A 16002-nucleotide genomic window follows, 5' to 3' on the forward strand; every position below is an offset into this window, starting at 1 on the left:
CCCGGCCGGGAATCGACCACGCCGCCCGGCCGGGGATCGACCACGCCGCCCTGTCGGGGATCAGCCGCGCCGCTCCGTCGACACGATGAGCCACACCCCTCCCACGACGATCGCGCCGCCGAGGACGATGGGCCACGACAGGGCCTCGTTCAGGACGAGGGCACCGAGGGCGACCGCGACGACCGGGTTCACGTACGCGTACGTGGCGACGAGCGAGAGCGGTGCGGCCTGGAGGAGCCACGCGTACGCGGTGAAGGCGATCAGCGAGCCGAAGACGATCAGATAGGCGAGCGCGACCCAGGACCGGGTCGAGATCTCGGCCAGGTCGAGGCCGTGGTGCTCGCCCCGGCCCAGACCGAGGACCAGACCGGCGAGACCGCCCGCGATCATCTCGTACGCACTGGCCGTGAAGGGGTTGGGCGGCATCGGCAGGCGCGAGGAGGAGAACGAGCCGAGGGACCACAGCAGGGTCGCGACGACGACCAGGACGACCCCGCCGACCTTCACGTCACCGCTGACCCCCGGCAGGGTGAGCACCGCGAGCCCGACGAGTCCGAGGAGCACGCCGGCGAGACCGCCGGCGGTCGGCCGTTGCCCGGTGGCGGCCTTCAGGATCACGACCCAGGCCGGGACGACGGAGATGAGGAGGGCGGCCAGGCCGGAGGGGATGGAGGTCTCGGCGAGGACCACGAGGGCGTTGCCGCCGAGGATCAGGAGCAGACCGACGAGCACCGCCGAACCGAGCTGCCGGCGGTTCACCTTGAGGGCCGCGGGGCCCTGGCGCCAGGCGATGATCCCGGCGAGGAGCAGCCCCGCGGTGACGAAGCGGGCGCCGGCCGAGAGGAACGGCGGCATCGTCTCGACGACGATCCGGATGCCGAGGTACGTGGACCCCCACACGACGTACACGATGCCGAGCGCGGCCCATACGGCCCCGGTGATCCGGCGGGTCGGGGTGGTGACCGTGGTGGCGGTCGCACGCGCGGGGGTACGGGACTCGGGCTCGGGAGCGGCCTGGGGCGCCTCGGGGGCCGGATCGACGGCGGGGCTTGTCATGAGCAGGAGAGTAAGGAGTCACAGGCCCGATGACCAAGAGAATTGCCCGTATTCGGGCAGGCGGGAGCCAGTAGACAGGCGTGGGAAGACCGATTCCGAGGAATGACAGGATGTCCGGACCCACCGCGGACGCGGTGGAGGGAGACGACAGACAGGGGGACTCGCATGATCGTGCTGGCGTTGACCGGCGTCCTGGTGCTCGCCGTCGGAGGGTGCGTCTGCGTGGTGTGGGCCGCGCGGGGCGGGCCCCGCTGGGTGCGAGGGGTCGCCGCCGTGACCCTGGCGCTGGGCAGCATGGTGCGGGACAGCAACCGGCGGAGGAGCGTCGGAAGCGGGGGCGACGGTGGGGGCGGGGACGCGTAGGGCCTGGACGGCGGATCGGGGCGGGGACGCGTAGGGCCTGGACGGCGGATCGGGGCGGGGACGCGTAGGGCCTGGACGGCGGATCGGGCGGGAGAGCCGTGGCCCCCGGTGACCATGAACGGCTTGGACAGGCCGTAGGGCGGCTCCGCCCGACGGCCCGGACAGGCCGTAGGGCGGCTCCGCCCGCTCCCCGCTCCCGCTGCTACTCGGCGCCGCCCTCCCCCGTCGCCTTCAGCGCCAGCCACAGCTCCATCCGTACGTCCGGGTCGTCGAGCGAGCGGCCGAGGATCTCCTCCACCCGCCGCATCCGGTAGCGCAGGGTGTGCCGGTGGACGCCCAGGTCGGCCGCGGCCGCGTCCCACTGGCCGTGCCGGGAGAGCCAGGCGCGCAGGGAGGCGACGAGGTCGCCGCGGCCCGTCGCGTCATGGTCCCGGAGGGCGCGGAGCATCCCGTCGGCGAAGGCGCGGACGGCGTCGTCGGCGAGGAGCGGCAGGACCGAGCCCGCCGCCAGGTCCTCGTGTTCGACGAGCGCCTTCCCGCGCCTTCGCGCCACCGACAGCGCCTGTTCCGCCTGCTTGTACGCGGCGGCGGCCGTGATCGGACCGGCGGGGGCCGAGAGGCCGATGGTGATGCCGGCGTCCTCGGCGTCCCGTTCGGCGTACCCCTCGCAGGCGGCGACGACCGCGCCCGCGTCGCCGGCGAGGACGACGAGCCGCTGCTCGCTCTCGGGGACGGTGAGCACCGCCTCGCCCGCGCGTGCGGCCGCCGACTCCAGGGCTTCGGCCAGGACCTGGAGCGCCGGTTCGCCGGTGGGGTCGCCTCCGGCGGGTTCGGCGACGAGGAGCCGGAAGGGGGCGTCGAGGAGCCCGCCGTAGACATCGCCGGCCACCGCGCGCGCGTGGTCGGGCTGGCCCGCGAGCATCATCTTCAGGACCGCCGCGCCGAGCCGCTGTTCGGCCGCCTGGAGCGAACGGGAGCGTTCCGTGGTGAGGGTGAGCAGGGCGATCGCCGAGTGCACCGCGTACCGCTCGGCCGTCCCGAGGGGCGCGCCGGTGCCGACGGCGAGGGCGCCCCGCACGCGCCGTCCGGTGCCGAGCGACTGGAGCTCGACGCGGTCGTCCGTACCGCCGACGACGGCGCTGGCGGGCGCGGGCCGGTCGCGGAGCCGCTCGACGTCGGGGGTGAGGCGGGCGGCCCGGCGTGCCGCCCAGTCGGGCGAGACGGCGACGACGGTGCCGGAGGTGTCGTAGAGCGCGGCCCAGCCGTCGACGTGCGCGGCGAGCCGGGCGACGACGGCCTCGGGTCCTTCGGCGAGCGCGGCGCGGGTCAGCTCGCGCTGGGCCTCGAAGCCGGCGGTGACGGCGCGGTACTGGTCGGCGGAGATGGCCGCGGAGACGGCCTTGCTGATGGCGAGGAACGGGGTCCGGCGCGGTACTTCGAGAAGGGGCAGGTGCTCGTCGCGGGCGGCGTCCAGCAGGGCGGGCGGGATCTCGTCGTAGTTGACGCCGACGGCGAAGCCGAGCCCGACGACCCCCGCGCCGAGCAGCCGCCGCACGTAGCGGCGCATCGCGTCCAGGTCCTCCGCGTCGAGGGTGAGCGCGGTGGTGAGCAGGAGCTCGCCGCCCTCCATGTACGGGACGGGGTCGGCGAGCTCGCTGACGTGCGCCCAGCGGACGGGGGTGTCCAGGCGGTCCTCCCCCGCCCGGACGACGAGCTTGAGGGCGGAGTGCTGGACGAGCGAGGCGAGGGTGGGCGGCATTGGGGACCGTCGGACCTTTGAGCGAGGGGGCGCCGCTCAGCCGAGCGGCGCCACCGATTGTGCCAGGGCGGGCCGTCCCTCGCTCCGGCTCGGGGGCGGGTGGGCGGCCGCGTCGGGGGCCGTGCACGGTCCTCGACGACGCGCCTCGGTCTCGTCTCGGTCCCGCCTCAACCCCCGCCCCGACCCGCCACAGCCCGCCTCAGCCCCGCAGGTCCACCAGCAGGGGTGGCGTGTGCTCGCCCCGGACGTGGGTGAGGGACAGTACGGCGTGCCCGGCGGGGACGTCGTGGGCGAGATCGGAGGCGGACCACCGCTGCCGCTCGACTTCACGGACGGTGACGGCCTCGGCCGTCGTCGCCTTGCCTGTCACGAGGCGCCGCATGAAGTGCAGGGCCTTGGTGAGGGGCTCGTCGGAGATGATCTGCCGGTTGGTGACATCGCGGGTCTGCACCCACTCGGTCCCCCAGGTCTCGGCGAACCGTCCGCCGTCCCAGGGCGCGATCCCGGCGAACGCCATCCGGCAACCGACAGCTCCGAGCAGTGGCCCGCGCAGCGCCTCGGGCACGTCCTCCAGGCTGCGCAGCGCGAGGACCACGCCGGCGTTGGCCGAGCGCAGCCGCTGAAGGGCCCGGACGGATTCGGCGGTGACCGTGTAGGTGGCATCGTCGAGGACAAGGCAGGCGAAGAGGGAACGGTCACGGCGGGCGAGGGCGGACTCGGAGAACTGCGCGAGCAGCAGCCGGGAGACGATCCGAGAGGCTTCTGCGTGGCCGCGCTGGGGGAGGTCGACGCGGACGCGCAGAGGGTGCTCGACGGCCCGCAGGGAGAACTGCGGCCGCGAGCCCTCCGAGCGGTCCGGTCGGAAAAAGTGTGCGAAGGCGGGCCGGTCGAGGAAGGCGATGCGCTCTGCGAGCAGAACTCCCACCTCGTCGCCGCGTTCAGCCTGGCGCTGCCGGGCATCGAGTTCACGCAGCTGGGCCGCGTCGCCCGCGACGGCTTCGCGCAGCGTGGCGAGTGCGTGGGGAGTCCCGACGAGCAGCTCGCGCAGCTCGGGCACGCCGGGGAAGCGGCCGTACGCCGCCTGGTACGGACCGATCAGCTGGGCGAGTGCGGTGGCGGCCCGTCGGCTGTCGGCGACCAGGTCCCCGACGAGCGCCTCGGCAAGGATCCGGGCGGACTCGTCGGGGTCGTCGACGCCGCCGTACAGGTCGAGGTCGTGCGTGGACTCCTGCTGTCCGACGGAGACGACCACGTCGAAGGCACCGTCAGGGCCGATCGAGGCGCCGTGGGAGGTGACAGCAACGACGACGGCGCGGTTGGCGAGGGCCTGCAGACAGAGCGACTCGACGACGGGGCGCACGAGGCGCACCGTCTTCCCGGCCCCGGCGGGCCCGACGGCGAGCAGAGAGGTCCCGAGAACGCCCGGTTCCAGGGCGACGCCCGTCGTGCGACGGGCGTAGGGATTGCGAGGGTGGTCCGCGGCGGTTCCGATGAGAACCTGCTCGGTGGCCAGGTCATGAGTGGCGGTACGAACGGGCAGGTCGCGAAGGCCCGAAGGATGGCCGCAGGCGGCTGCGCCCCGGCTGCGCACGGCCTCGGTGAAGGCCGCGAGCCGCTCCGGCCGGGTCCGCACGCCCTGCCAGGCGCGGCGGATCCGGGCGTAGTCGACGTCCCCGAGCACTCCCTGGCGGGTTGCCGTGGCCAGCTGCTCGGCGGTCTCGACCATTCCGGCGTCGCGCAGCTCGGTCCACTCGGCTGGATCGGCGGCCGAATGAGGCGGAGGTGTCGGGGCGACCGCAGAGCCACCGGTCCCCCGGCGTCGCCGCACGGCGGGCCAGACGCCGACCCGGCCGACGGCTGCGACGAGGGCGGCGATGAGGAGCACGTAGTAGACGTTGGAGACCCAGGTGAACCAGCTGATCGTGCGAGGGAGCTCGCGCCAGACTCCCGGCAGGAGTACGAACACCGGCCACACGGGAACGCCGTATCGCTGCCAGATCTCCCGCCAGTTGCCGACGCGGCCGAAACCGACGGAGAAGAGGACGAGGAGGACGGCGTACCAGAGGTACTGAGCAGCGATGTACAGCTCGAAGTCAGAGCTGTCGGGGTTCCGCCAGTCGTTGGGCACGAGCCACAGCATCGGCAGCTGCCACCAGTTGTCGACGAAGATCCACCCTCCCTCGAGGTACCCGTTCCACAGCAGCGACCACAGCAGCCAGCCGACGAGGTACGCGATCAACCCACCGGTGATCAGCTGCCGGCCGGCCACGACGTCCGGCTCCTGCTCGGGCCGCTCACGGTGCCCGAGCCGCCAGATGCCGGGCGCGGCGGCGGGGCGGGGGATCCGGAGCCACTCGGCGACCCCGATGCGCGTCGGCGCTTGGGAGGGCCGAGGCGGCACGGGAGGCGGCGTGGCCGACCGCGACCCCTGCCCCGCCGGCCCCGCAGGACCAGTCGGTCCTGCCGATCCTGCCGATCCTGCCTGCGGAGCGTGTCCGACCGGAGGCGCCTGCCCGGTCCGCCCGGGGTACGGCACGGGGGGCGGCCCTTGCGGCGGAGGGCCGGACGGCACGGGGGGACCCGCCGGCCGCGGGACCGCACCCCCCCGGGTGTCGCGCGACTCGTACGTGCCGTCGGTCTCCATGAACCCCTGCCCCCTGACCAGCCAGGTCGCCGTCTCTGTGCCACCGTCAATCTAGTGGCCCGTGGACGCCCCGGAGGGGTTTCACCCACCCGTGTGCCCGCGCACCGGTGGGTGCCCGCTCTCGGGGCGCCCCCAGCTCCGTCATATCCATCCCGGACAACGACACACCCCCACCACTCCCGATCGGCGCATGCCTCCACCCCTCCCCCGCGCCTAGCCTGCGGAGGAAACCCGCAAGTGCGTCCAGAACACCCCCAGGAGCCCCGCATGAACGCTGTCCCGCAGGAGCGGCGCGTCGTCACCGCCATCCCCGGTCCGAAGTCGCAGGAGCTTCAGGCCCGCCGTCTCGACACGGTCGCCGGTGGCGTGGGCTCCACGCTCCCCGTCTTCACCAAGCGGGCCGGTGGCGGCATCATCGAGGACGTCGACGGCAACCGCCTGATCGACTTCGGTTCCGGCATCGCCGTGACCTCGGTCGGCGCCTCCGCCGAGGCCGTCGTGCGCCGCGCCTCCGCGCAGCTCCAGGACTTCACCCACACCTGTTTCATGGTGACGCCGTACGAGGGTTACGTGGAGGTCTGCGAGGCGCTCGCCGAGCTGACCCCGGGCGACCACGCCAAGAAGTCGGCGCTGTTCAACTCCGGCGCCGAGGCCGTCGAGAACGCCGTCAAGATCGCCCGTTCGTACACCAAGCGCCAGGCCGTCGTCGTCTTCGACCACGGCTACCACGGCCGTACGAACCTCACGATGGCGCTGACGTCGAAGAACATGCCGTACAAGCAGGGCTTCGGTCCGTTCGCGCCCGAGGTCTACCGCGTGCCGGTGGCCTACGGCTACCGCTGGCCCACCGGTCCGGAGAACTGCGGCCCCGAGGCCGCCGCCCAGGCGATCGACAACATCACCAAGCAGATCGGCGCCGAGAACGTCGCCGCGATCATCATCGAGCCGGTCCTCGGCGAGGGCGGCTTCATCGAGCCGGCCAAGGGCTTCCTGCCGGCGATCGTGAAGTTCGCGAACGACAACGGCATCGTCTTCGTCGCCGACGAGATCCAGTCCGGCTTCTGCCGTACCGGCCAGTGGTTCGCGTGCGAGGACGAGGGCATCGTCCCGGACCTCATCACCACCGCCAAGGGCATCGCGGGCGGTCTGCCGCTCGCCGCCGTCACCGGCCGCGCCGAGATCATGGACTCCGTCCACGGCGGCGGTCTGGGCGGCACCTACGGTGGCAACCCGGTGGCCTGCGCCGGTGCGCTGGGCTCCATCGAGACGATGAAGGAGCTCGACCTCAACGCCAAGGCCCGGCGCATCGAGGAGGTCATGAAGGCCCGTCTCACCGCCATGCAGGAGAAGTTCCCCGCCATCGGTGACATCCGTGGCCGCGGCGCCATGATCGCCATCGAGCTGGTCAAGGACCGGGACACCAAGGAGCCGTACGCGGAGGCCGCCGCCGCGCTGGCGAAGGCCTGCCACGCCGAGGGCGTGCTGGTCCTGACCTGTGGCACCTACGGCAACGTGCTGCGCTTCCTGCCGCCGCTGGTCATCGGCGAGGACCTGCTGAACGAGGGTCTCGACATCATCGAGAACGCGTTCGCCCAGATCTGACACTCCGTGTGAAGACTCTGTGGGGGGCCGATGGCGGGATGCGTTTCCCGCTGTCGGTCCCCTCTTCTCTGACGTACGGTTTCTGCAGATGAGAGAAACACCCCGGGCGGAGCCTCCCCAGCCCCGCCCACACCGTGCCGTCGCGCACACCCCTGGAGCCTCGTGCTCCGGAACTCCTCACCGATCGGACGGCCGCCCGCCCCACACCCCCCGGGGCGTGCGGCGATCCGATCCTCTCGGCCGCCCTGGAACCACCCCCCCTGTTCCAGGGCGGCCGGCTCTCTTCTCGGCGCTCGTCGCCCTCGTCGTCGTGACCTGGCAGGTGCTCGTCCACGGCCCCCTGGCCAGGCTCGACGAGCGGGTGTCCCGGGCCGCGGTGGACACGGTCCCCCGGCCCCTCTCCGAACTCGCCGCCGACCTCGGCAACATGACCGTCGCCCTTCCCGTCCTCGCCTGCGCGACGGCGTACGCGGTGTGGCGCGGCCGCCGGCTCGCCGCCCTGTACGCGGTTCTCGCCATGGCCGCCGTGCCCCTGCTCGTGATTCCCCTCAAGGAGTGGACGGCCCGCCCCGGCCCGCTGGAACCCTGGGCCCACGGGTACTACCCCTCGGGTCACACGGCCACGGCGATGGTCGCCTACTTCGGCGCGGCCTTCCTGGTCTCGAACCGGCTGCTCCCGGTCGCCGCCGTGCTGACGGCGGTGACCGGAACGGGGCTGATCCTGCGGGGATTCCACTGGCCGCTGGACGTCCTGGCCTCGCTCGCCCTGTGCCTTCCGCTGCTGCGCTGGCCCGTCCTCGCGACGCGGTACGGTCGTCGGGACCGCGCGGGGGGCGCGCGGGGGTGAGACTCCCAGGGGGACACGGATGGCGGACCACGGCACACGTTTCTCGGTCACGTTCGACGGGCGTGCGCACGAGCTGAACCCCTCGGGCGGGCAGATCATCCTCCCGGCCCACGGTGCCAAGATCCACCACGATCCCGGCTGCGGTCATCTCACCGACGCGCACCGGCTCGACCGCCACCCCGACGAGGACGGTCTGCTCTGGCGCCGGCTGCTCGACGCCGAGGACCCTGCCTCCTGGTCCGCGTCCGTCGGCCTGCTGAACGGCCGCGGCAAGCCCCTGACGGGCGTCTGTTCCTGCGCTCTGCGGCCCGTCACGGCGAACCACGCCGACGGTCTGCCGTACTGGCCCCTCGACGAGGCCCTCGACGCGTTCGACGTCGAGCGGCACCGGGCGGCCCTCGAAGCCGCGGACCGCCGGGCCGAGGAGATCCGCCGGGACTTCCCGCTGGAGGCGTGGCCGGAACTCCCGCTGGAGCGCTACGCCCTCGGCGTCCACAAGCACCGCCCGGACCTCCCCCCGCCGTACTGTCACGCACTCGAGTACGGCAGCGGCGAGCTGGGCAGCATCACCGGCGGCTCGGCCAAGAAGCACCTCATCTACTGCCAGGACGGCGGTCGCTGGTGGCACGACTCCGGCTATCCCGACGCCGCCACGGCCTGGAGCGCTGTACGCCTGGGCATCGTCGAGGCGGTGACGGCGGCCCGCGAGGGCAGGGTCGGGGACATCGACGACATCACCGCCGTCCGGGCGGCGAACACACTGATCGCCAAGACCCTGCGGATCTACGCCCCGGACGCGATCGTCCCGGTGTACGCGGACAGCTACACCCGGCACTACACGGCCCTGCTCTCGGACGACGTGCCGGCACGGATGCGCCCCTTCGCCCGCAAGGAGTACCTGCGCCGGCTGGTCGCGCAGCACCCCCGGCTCAAGGACTGGCCGCCCCACCTCGTCTACCGCTTCCTCGCCTGGTGGGCTCCGCCGCGGGTGGCGCCGCGCGTGTTCGCCGTGGGCATCCACCCCGACGGCGAACTGGACCTGGACTGCCTCACCGAGGGCTACGCGGCCGTCGGCCACGACGAACTCGGCGACCTGCACGACTTCGCCGACAAGGAGGAGTTCACACGGGCCGTGCGGGACCGGTTGCCGGCGCAGGACGCGCGGTACGCGGCCGACGTCTGGCGGCTCCTGGAGATGCGGCCGGGCGACCGGGTCGTGGGGTATCTCGCCGCCGACGCGATCTTCGCGGTCGGCCGCGTCACCGGTGACGGCTATGCCTGGCGGTCCGGGCGGTCCAACCGCCGGCACACCGTCGCGGTGGAGTGGGACTCCTCTTTCTCCGTGTCCCTCGACCGTCCGGTCCCGGGGTGGGGGCCGGACCGGATCGCCGAGGTCAAGCCCGCGTTCTGGACGAGGATCAAGCAGCTGCGCGCCGATGAGCTGAACTTCCGGGCCCCACAGGAGGCCGACGCCGAACTCGACGAGGCCGTCGAGGATGTCGAGGACGTCCCCGTCCTCCAGCCGCTCGACCCCGAACTCCAGCGCGTCGACGACGCGCTGACCCGCCGCGGCCAGGCGATCCTCTACGGCCCGCCGGGCACCGGGAAGACGTATCAGGCCCTGCGCTACGCCGTGCAGCGGCTCGGAGCCCTGTCCGACGACCTCCCGGGCGTCGCCCCGTGGGCCGAGCCCGAGAGCGCCGAGTACCGCACGACCCTGAAGGCGCTCCAGGACGCCGGCCGGCTCACCCTCGTCACCTTCCACCCGAGTTACGGGTACGAGGACTTCGTCGAGGGACTGCGACCGGTGAAGGGGCAGGCGGGGCTGGCCCTGGAGCCTCGGCCGGGGGTCTTCAAGCGGGTCTGCGAGCAGGCGGCGGAGGACCCCGACCACACCTACCTCGTGATCGTCGACGAGTTCAACCGCGGCAACGTGCCGAAGGTCCTCGGTGAACTGATCACCGTCCTGGAGAAGGACAAGCGCGGGCTGTCCGTGACGCTCCCGCTGAGCGAGCGGCCGTTCGCCGTGCCGCGGAACGTGCTGCTGCTCGGCACCATGAACACCGCCGACCGGTCCATCCGGATGCTCGACTCCGCGATACGCCGTCGCTTCGCCTTCGTGGAGCTGCTTCCGGACCCGAAGCCGCTGCGCGGGTTCAACGTCGACCAGCTCGACCTCGGTGTGTTCCTGGAAGCGCTCAACGCCCGTGTCCGGCGGCTGCTCGACCGGGAGAGGCAGATCGGCCACGCCTTCCTGATGCCCGGCGGCGAGCCGGTGGCGACGGCGGCGGAGCTTGCGGCGATCGTCCGGGACGAGATCATGCCGCTGCTGCAGGAGTACGCGTACGACGACTACGGGCTGCTGGCCTCGTTCCTCGGCGAGGCCGTCGTCGACACCGTCAACCACTGCCTGCGCGATCTCGACGACGAGTCGCTCGTGTACGCGCTGCACTCCGAGCTCAGGGCCGACGCCGATGCCGAACCCGCCTGAGCACGGACCGCACGTCCTGCGCGAGTACGGGCAGCTGGTCGTTCCCGGTGTCCGCCTGACGGACGCCGACCGGCGACTGGTCGAGGGCGGGGCGCTCGACGGACGGCTGCGTGTACGGGAACTGCGGGGCGACCGGCTGGAGGTGACCGCGGGGCCGTACGTCGGAGTCGTCCGGCTCGACGCCTGCGAGCTGCGCGTCCTGCCGAAGTACCTGGGCGGGGACCTCGACGTGCTGCGGATGCTCGACTACGCCTGGGGCGGGTCCGGAACCGCCCTTCCCCTCGGCCAGGACTTCAGCGGCGGCCCGCCCCATCTGCGGGACCTGGTCGCCCTCATGGTGACCGAGCACGCCGAGCGGCTGCTGCGCCACGGGGTCCGCAGCGACTACCTCACGCGGGAGGACGACCTGCCCGTCGTGCGCGGCCGGCTGCTGACGGACCGGCAGCTCGTCCGCCACCACGGCCGGCTGGACCGGCTGGCCTGCCGGTTCGACGAGCACGACGCCGACATCCTCGACAACCGGATCTGCGCCCACGCCGTGGAGCGGGCGGCCCGCACGGCGCGCTCCTCCGAGGTACGGAGCCGGGCCAGGCGCGCGGCGGCGCGCTTCGCGGCCTACGCCCCGGGTCCGCTGGGGGATCTCCGCGCCGCCGTGTCGCAGCCGGTCTATCACCGGCACAACGAGCACTACCGGCCTGCTCACCTCTGGTCGCGGCTGCTGCTCTCGGGCGGCGGGATCGAGGACCTGTTCACCGCCGGTCCGCTTGCCTCCCGGGCCTTCCTCCTCGACATGAACCAGCTGTTCGAGGCGTTCGTGACGCGTCTGCTGCGGGAGGGTTCCGCTGCCGCCGGGATGCGCGCCGAGGCGCAGTCGCGGCAGCGGCGGGTGCTGTTCGACGAGGCCACGGGTGGGCCGTACTCCGAGGTGCGACCGGACCTGCTGGTCTCCGGCACCCGGGACGGTGCGCCCTTCCGGCTGCCCGTCGACGTGAAGTACAAGCTCTACGACCAGCGGAAGCTGTCCACGCAGGATCTGTACCAGGCGTTCCTGTACGCCCATGCGCTGTCCGGCGGCGGTCCCGGGCGCTGCTCCCTGGTCCACCCGGGGGATGCCGGTTCCGCCGGGGCGACGGTGTCCGTCCGGGGTGCGGACGGCGCGGTGTCCGCGGTCGTCCGGGCCGTGCCGTTGGATCTGCGGGAGGTCCTCGGCGGGCTGGCCGGGCCGGAGCCCGTGACGGCTCCGGCCCGGGTGTTCCGTGACGTGGCAGGGGGCTGACCGGGCCGGGGTCAGCTCCAGTTGTAGGCGTCGAAGTTGTTCGAGAACTGCCACTGGTTGTAGCGGTCCCAGTTGATCGACCAGGTCATCAGGCCGCGGAGGGCAGGCCAGGTGCCGTGGGTCTGGTAGCTGCCGCAGTTGGTCCTCTTCGTCAGGCAGTCCAGCGCCTTGTTCACCTCGGCCGGGGCGGTGTGACCGTTGCCCGCCTGGGTGGAGGCCGGGAGGCCGATGGCGACCTGTTCGGGGCGGAGGGCCGGGAAGACGCGGTCGGTGTTGCCCGCGACCGGGAAGCCGGTGAGCAGCATGTCGGTCATCGCGATGTGGAAGTCGGCGCCGCCCATCGAGTGGTACTGGTTGTCCAGGCCCATGATGGAGCCCGAGTTGTAGTCCTGGACGTGCAGCAGGGTGAGGTCGTCGCGCAGGGCGTGGATGACCGGCAGGTAGGCGCCGGCGCGCGGGTCCTGGCCGCCCCAGGGGCCGGAGCCGTAGTACTGGTAGCCGAGCTGGACGAAGAAGGTCTCCGGGGCCATCGTCAGGACGAAGTTCTGGCCGTACTTGGCCTTGAGGGTCTTGACCGCCTGGATCAGGTTGACGATGACCGGGCTGGTCGGGTTCCGGAAGTCGGTGTCGCCGGTCTGGAGGGACAGCGAGTGGCCCTCGAAGTCGATGTCGAGGCCGTCGAGGCCGTACTCGTCGATGATCTTCGAGACGGAGGAGACGAACATGTCACGGGCGGCGGTGGTGGAGAGCTGTACCTGGCCGTTCTGGCCGCCGATGGAGATGAGGACCTTCTTGCCGGCGGCCTGCTTGGCCTTGATGGCCGCCTTGAAGTCGGCGACCGACTCGACGTTCGGGCACTCGGTCGCCGGGCACAGGCTGAAGCGGATGTCGCCCGAGGTCACCGAGGTCGGCTCGCCGAAGGCGAGGTTGATGACGTCCCAGGAGGCGGGGACGTCGGCCATCCGGGTGTAGCCGGAGCCGTTGGCGAAGCTGGCGTGGAGGTAGCCGACGAGGGCGTGCGCGGGCAGGCCGGGGTTGCCCGGGTTGCCGCCGCTGGTCGTCGTCGCGCTCACGGTGGCCGACTTCGGGGACTCGCCCGCGCTGTTCACGGCGCTGACCTGGAAGGTGTACGCGGTGGAGGCGGTGAGCCCGGTGACGGTGGCCGAGGTGCCGCTGACCGTCTGGACCTTGGTGGTGCCGCGGTAGACGTGGTACGAGGTGGCGCCCGAGACCGCGGACCAGGTCAGGGGCACGGTGGTGGAGGTGGGGGAGCCCGCCGCGAGGCCGGTGGGGGCGGCCGGGAGCTGCACCGGGTCGCCGCCGGGGCCGAAGAGGGAGAGGTCGTCGGCCTGGTAGGCGGGGGTGCCGTACCAGCCGTGGGTGTAGATCGTGACCGAGGTCGTCGAGGCGCCCGTCGTGAACGTGGTCGCGAGCCGCTGCCAGTCGGGGGCGGAGCCCGTCCAGGTGGAGACGTCGGTGGTGCCCGTACCGGTGGCGCCGAGGTAGACGTAGCTGCCGCGCACCCAACCGCTGAGCGTGTACGAGGAGTTGGGCTTGACGGTGACGGTCTGGGAGCAGCGGGCGTTGTCGCTGCCGGCGGGGGTCGCCTGGAGTGCCTTCGTACCGCTGTGGGTGGGGCTGGAGACGACGGCGCCGCTGCCGGCGGTGCAGCTCCAGCCGTCGAGGCCGGCCTCGAAGCCGCCGTTGCGGGCGAGTTCGGCGTCGGCGGCCTGGGCGGCGGGGCCGAGCGCGGCGAGCCCTCCGGCGGCTAGGACGCCCGCGAGGAGCAGGGTGAGAGGTCTGGCGCGGTCCACAACTGCCTCCGGGGGTGGGGGAATCGAGGTGGGAGCGCGCCACAGCATGGTCCAGACCAATCAAGTGGTCAAGACCTCTGCGCCTCGACTCCGGTTCAGCCCCCGTCGACTCCCCGCGCCAGCTGCCCCGCCGCCTCGTGCATCGCCAGCTCCAGGAGCGAGGCGTCGGTGAGGGTGCCCGCACCGTCCGGTGCCACCAGCCAGCGCACCCCGCCGGTCGACCGGCCCGGGTACGGGACGACGATCCAGGTCCCGGCGCCCGCGCCGCGCACTCCGGTGCCGAGCCAGCGGGTCGCGGTGCCGGGCGGGACGAAGAAGCCCATCCGGGCGTCGCCGAAGTCGGCGAGGACCGGGCCCGGCCGGTCCACCAGGCGGGTCAGGACGTCGAGCGTGGGGTAGCCGAGCTCCGCCGGCAGGATCAGGACGTCCCAGCGCCTGCCGGCGGGCAGCAGCGCGACCCCGTGCGGGTTGCGCTCCCACTCCCATCGGCAGGCGTCGGGATCGGGCGCGACCGAAACCAGCCACTCCACCGCGCTCTTGGCGCCCGAGGCCCCCGTACCAGTCATCGCAACGGTCTCCTTCCGTGTGGACACGGTGTCCGTACGGAGAGAGCGCGGCGAGCGGCTACTCTTACGCGGTTTCAGCTACCCATCAGTTGTGACGTAGGTCACATGCGAGAGTTCAGCTGTCGAAGCCGAGGCCCATCCGGTCCATCGCCTTCAGCCACAGGTTCCGGCGGCCGCCGTTCTCGTCGGCGCGGGCCATCGCCCACTTGGTGATGCCGATGCCGGCCCACGCGACCGGCTCGGGCGGGAACGGCAGCGGCTTGCGGCGGACCATCTCGAGCTCGGTGCGTTCGGTCCGCTCCCCCGCGAGCAGGTCGAGCATCACGTCACCGCCGAAACGGGTGGCGCCCACGCCGAGGCCGGTGAACCCCGCCGCGTACGCCACCTTGCCCTGGTACGCCGTACCGAAGAAGGCCGAGAAGCGGGAGCAGGTGTCGATCGCGCCGCCCCAGGCGTGGCTGAAGCGGAGCCCCTCCAGCTGCGGGAAGCAGCGGAAGAAGTGCTCGGCGAGCTTGAGGTACGTCTCCGGGCGGTGGTCCATCTCGGCGCTGACCTTGCCGCCGAAGGGGTAGATCGCGTCGTAACCGCCCCAGAGGATGCGGTGGTCGGCGGTGATCCGGAAGTAGTGGAACTGGTTGGCGGAGTCGCCGAGTCCCTGCCGGTTCTTCCAGCCGACGGAGGCGAGCTGCTCGGGGCTGAGCGGCTCGGTCATCAGGGCGTAGTCGTAGACCGGGACGGTGTACGCGCGCACCCGCTTGACCAGCGACGGAAAGACGTTGGTGCCGAGGGCGACCCGGCGGGCGAGGACACGGCCGTACGGGGTGCGCACGCCCATGCCGGCGCCGAAGGAGACCAGGTCGAGGCCGGGGGTGTTCTCGTAGATCCGTACACCCAGGTCCAGGCAGGCCCGCTTCAGGCCCCAGGCCAGCTTGGCCGGGTTCAGCATGGCGACACCGCGGCGGTCCCAGAGGCCGCCGAGGAAGGTCGGGGAGTCGACCTCGGCGCGGACGGCGTCCCGGTCGAGGAGTTCGAGGCCGTCCGCGAGACCGAGCCGGTCGATCTCCTCGTACACCTCGTGGAGTTCGTCGACCTGGTACGGCTCGGTGGCCACGTCGATCTCGCCGGTGCGCTCGAAGTCGCAGTCCAGCGCGTAGCGGGCGACCGCCTCCTCGATGCCGTCGAGGTTGCGCTCGCCGAGCTCTTCCAGCTTCGGCAGCTCGCCCGGCCAGCGGGCGAGCCCGTTGCCGAAGCCGTGCGTGAGGGAGGCCGCGCAGAAGCCTCCGTTGCGGCCCGAGGCGGCCCAGCCCACCTCGCGGCCTTCGATCAGCACGACATCCCGGGCGGGGTCGCGCTCCTTGGCGAGGAGCGCGGTCCACAGTCCGCTGTAGCCGCCGCCGACGACGAGGAGATCGCACTTCTCGGTGCCGGTGAGGGCGGGCAGGGCGCCGGGCTTGCCGGGGTCTTCCAGCCAGAAGGGGACGGGCTGGGCGTCGGAGAGAGATTGTGCAGCGAGACGCATGGCGACTGGGGCCATGGTTTCCAACTCCTTCGGTGCCTGAGCTGCCTGTGGCTAGGGCCGTGGGC

The 16002-nt window shown here is 72.5% G+C and carries 11 protein-coding genes; 5 read left to right on the forward strand and 6 right to left on the reverse strand.

The window, feature by feature from the left end:
* Positions 1 to 60 precede the first annotated feature (60 nt).
* Positions 61 to 1056 (reverse strand): EamA family transporter, encoded by a 996-nt coding sequence (locus N5875_RS10655; RefSeq protein WP_338493306.1) that lies wholly within the window; start codon positions 1054 to 1056, stop codon positions 61 to 63.
* Between the two features lie 165 nt (positions 1057 to 1221).
* On the opposite strand from N5875_RS10655, the gene N5875_RS10660 reads away from it, so the two are divergent.
* Positions 1222 to 1419, forward strand: coding sequence for a hypothetical protein (locus N5875_RS10660; protein WP_318207627.1), 198 nt, complete (start codon positions 1222 to 1224; stop codon positions 1417 to 1419).
* Between the two features lie 202 nt (positions 1420 to 1621).
* On the opposite strand, the gene N5875_RS10665 is transcribed toward N5875_RS10660, so the two are convergent.
* Positions 1622 to 3178, reverse strand: a complete 1557-nt coding sequence (locus tag N5875_RS10665; RefSeq protein WP_318207628.1) for a PucR family transcriptional regulator — start codon at positions 3176 to 3178, stop codon at positions 1622 to 1624.
* Positions 3179 to 3377: 199 nt separating this feature from the next.
* A complete protein-coding gene (locus N5875_RS10670) occupies positions 3378 to 5579 on the reverse strand; it encodes an ATP/GTP-binding protein (RefSeq protein ID WP_338493308.1) in 2202 nt (733 codons plus the stop codon).
* Positions 5580 to 6089: 510 nt separating this feature from the next.
* Here N5875_RS10670 and gabT point away from each other — a divergent pair.
* The 4 genes from gabT to N5875_RS10690 all read left to right on the forward strand — a co-directional run bounded on the left by gabT (position 6090) and on the right by N5875_RS10690 (position 12038).
* Positions 6090 to 7424, forward strand: coding sequence for a 4-aminobutyrate--2-oxoglutarate transaminase (gabT, locus tag N5875_RS10675; protein ID WP_318207630.1), 1335 nt, complete (start codon positions 6090 to 6092; stop codon positions 7422 to 7424).
* 88 nt (positions 7425 to 7512) lie between these two features.
* A complete protein-coding gene (locus N5875_RS10680) occupies positions 7513 to 8271 on the forward strand; it encodes a phosphatase PAP2 family protein (RefSeq protein WP_338493309.1) in 759 nt (252 codons plus the stop codon).
* Positions 8272 to 8290: 19 nt separating this feature from the next.
* Complete coding sequence (locus N5875_RS10685; protein WP_338493310.1) at positions 8291 to 10762, forward strand: AAA family ATPase; 2472 nt, start codon at positions 8291 to 8293, stop codon at positions 10760 to 10762.
* Positions 10746 to 12038: a hypothetical protein gene (locus N5875_RS10690; protein ID WP_338493312.1), complete on the forward strand. Its 1293-nt coding sequence runs from the start codon at positions 10746 to 10748 to the stop codon at positions 12036 to 12038. The genes N5875_RS10685 and N5875_RS10690 overlap by 17 nt, the downstream gene beginning before the upstream one ends.
* Positions 12039 to 12049: 11 nt before the next feature.
* Here the strand turns inward: N5875_RS10690 and N5875_RS10695 are convergent, their stop codons facing one another.
* From N5875_RS10695 to N5875_RS10705, 3 genes are all read right to left on the reverse strand, one after another.
* The gene (locus N5875_RS10695) at positions 12050 to 13852 is read right to left on the reverse strand and encodes a glycoside hydrolase family 18 protein (RefSeq protein WP_338493314.1); all 1803 of its coding nucleotides are present in this window, start codon (positions 13850 to 13852) and stop codon (positions 12050 to 12052) included.
* Positions 13853 to 13947: 95 nt separating this feature from the next.
* Positions 13948 to 14418 carry a hypothetical protein gene (locus N5875_RS10700; protein ID WP_338493315.1) on the reverse strand — a complete coding sequence of 157 codons (471 nt, stop codon included), beginning with the start codon at positions 14416 to 14418 and terminating at the stop codon, positions 13948 to 13950.
* Between the two features lie 115 nt (positions 14419 to 14533).
* Entirely contained in the window at positions 14534 to 15952 is a 1419-nt protein-coding gene (locus N5875_RS10705) for an FAD-dependent oxidoreductase (protein ID WP_318207636.1), read from the reverse strand.
* Between the last annotated feature and the right edge of the window lie 50 nt (positions 15953 to 16002).

Source organism: Streptomyces sp. SJL17-4, assembly GCF_036826855.1.
In the GTDB taxonomy this organism is placed as follows: Bacteria; Actinomycetota; Actinomycetes; order Streptomycetales; family Streptomycetaceae; genus Streptomyces.

Bases quoted from the DNA above. Each gene is read 5' to 3' on its own strand.
- N5875_RS10655 (WP_338493306.1), bottom strand. From the start codon at position 1,056: ATGACAAGCCCCGCCGTCGATCCGGCCCCCGAGGCGCCCCAGGCCGCT.
- N5875_RS10665 (WP_318207628.1), bottom strand. From the start codon at position 3,178: ATGCCGCCCACCCTCGCCTCGCTCGTCCAGCACTCCGCCCTCAAGCTC.
- N5875_RS10680 (WP_338493309.1), top strand. From the start codon at position 7,513: ATGAGAGAAACACCCCGGGCGGAGCCTCCCCAGCCCCGCCCACACCGT.
- gabT (WP_318207630.1), top strand. From the start codon at position 6,090: ATGAACGCTGTCCCGCAGGAGCGGCGCGTCGTCACCGCCATCCCCGGT.
- N5875_RS10660 (WP_318207627.1), top strand. From the start codon at position 1,222: ATGATCGTGCTGGCGTTGACCGGCGTCCTGGTGCTCGCCGTCGGAGGG.
- N5875_RS10685 (WP_338493310.1), top strand. From the start codon at position 8,291: ATGGCGGACCACGGCACACGTTTCTCGGTCACGTTCGACGGGCGTGCG.
- N5875_RS10705 (WP_318207636.1), bottom strand. From the start codon at position 15,952: ATGGCCCCAGTCGCCATGCGTCTCGCTGCACAATCTCTCTCCGACGCC.
- N5875_RS10700 (WP_338493315.1), bottom strand. From the start codon at position 14,418: ATGACTGGTACGGGGGCCTCGGGCGCCAAGAGCGCGGTGGAGTGGCTG.
- N5875_RS10690 (WP_338493312.1), top strand. From the start codon at position 10,746: ATGCCGAACCCGCCTGAGCACGGACCGCACGTCCTGCGCGAGTACGGG.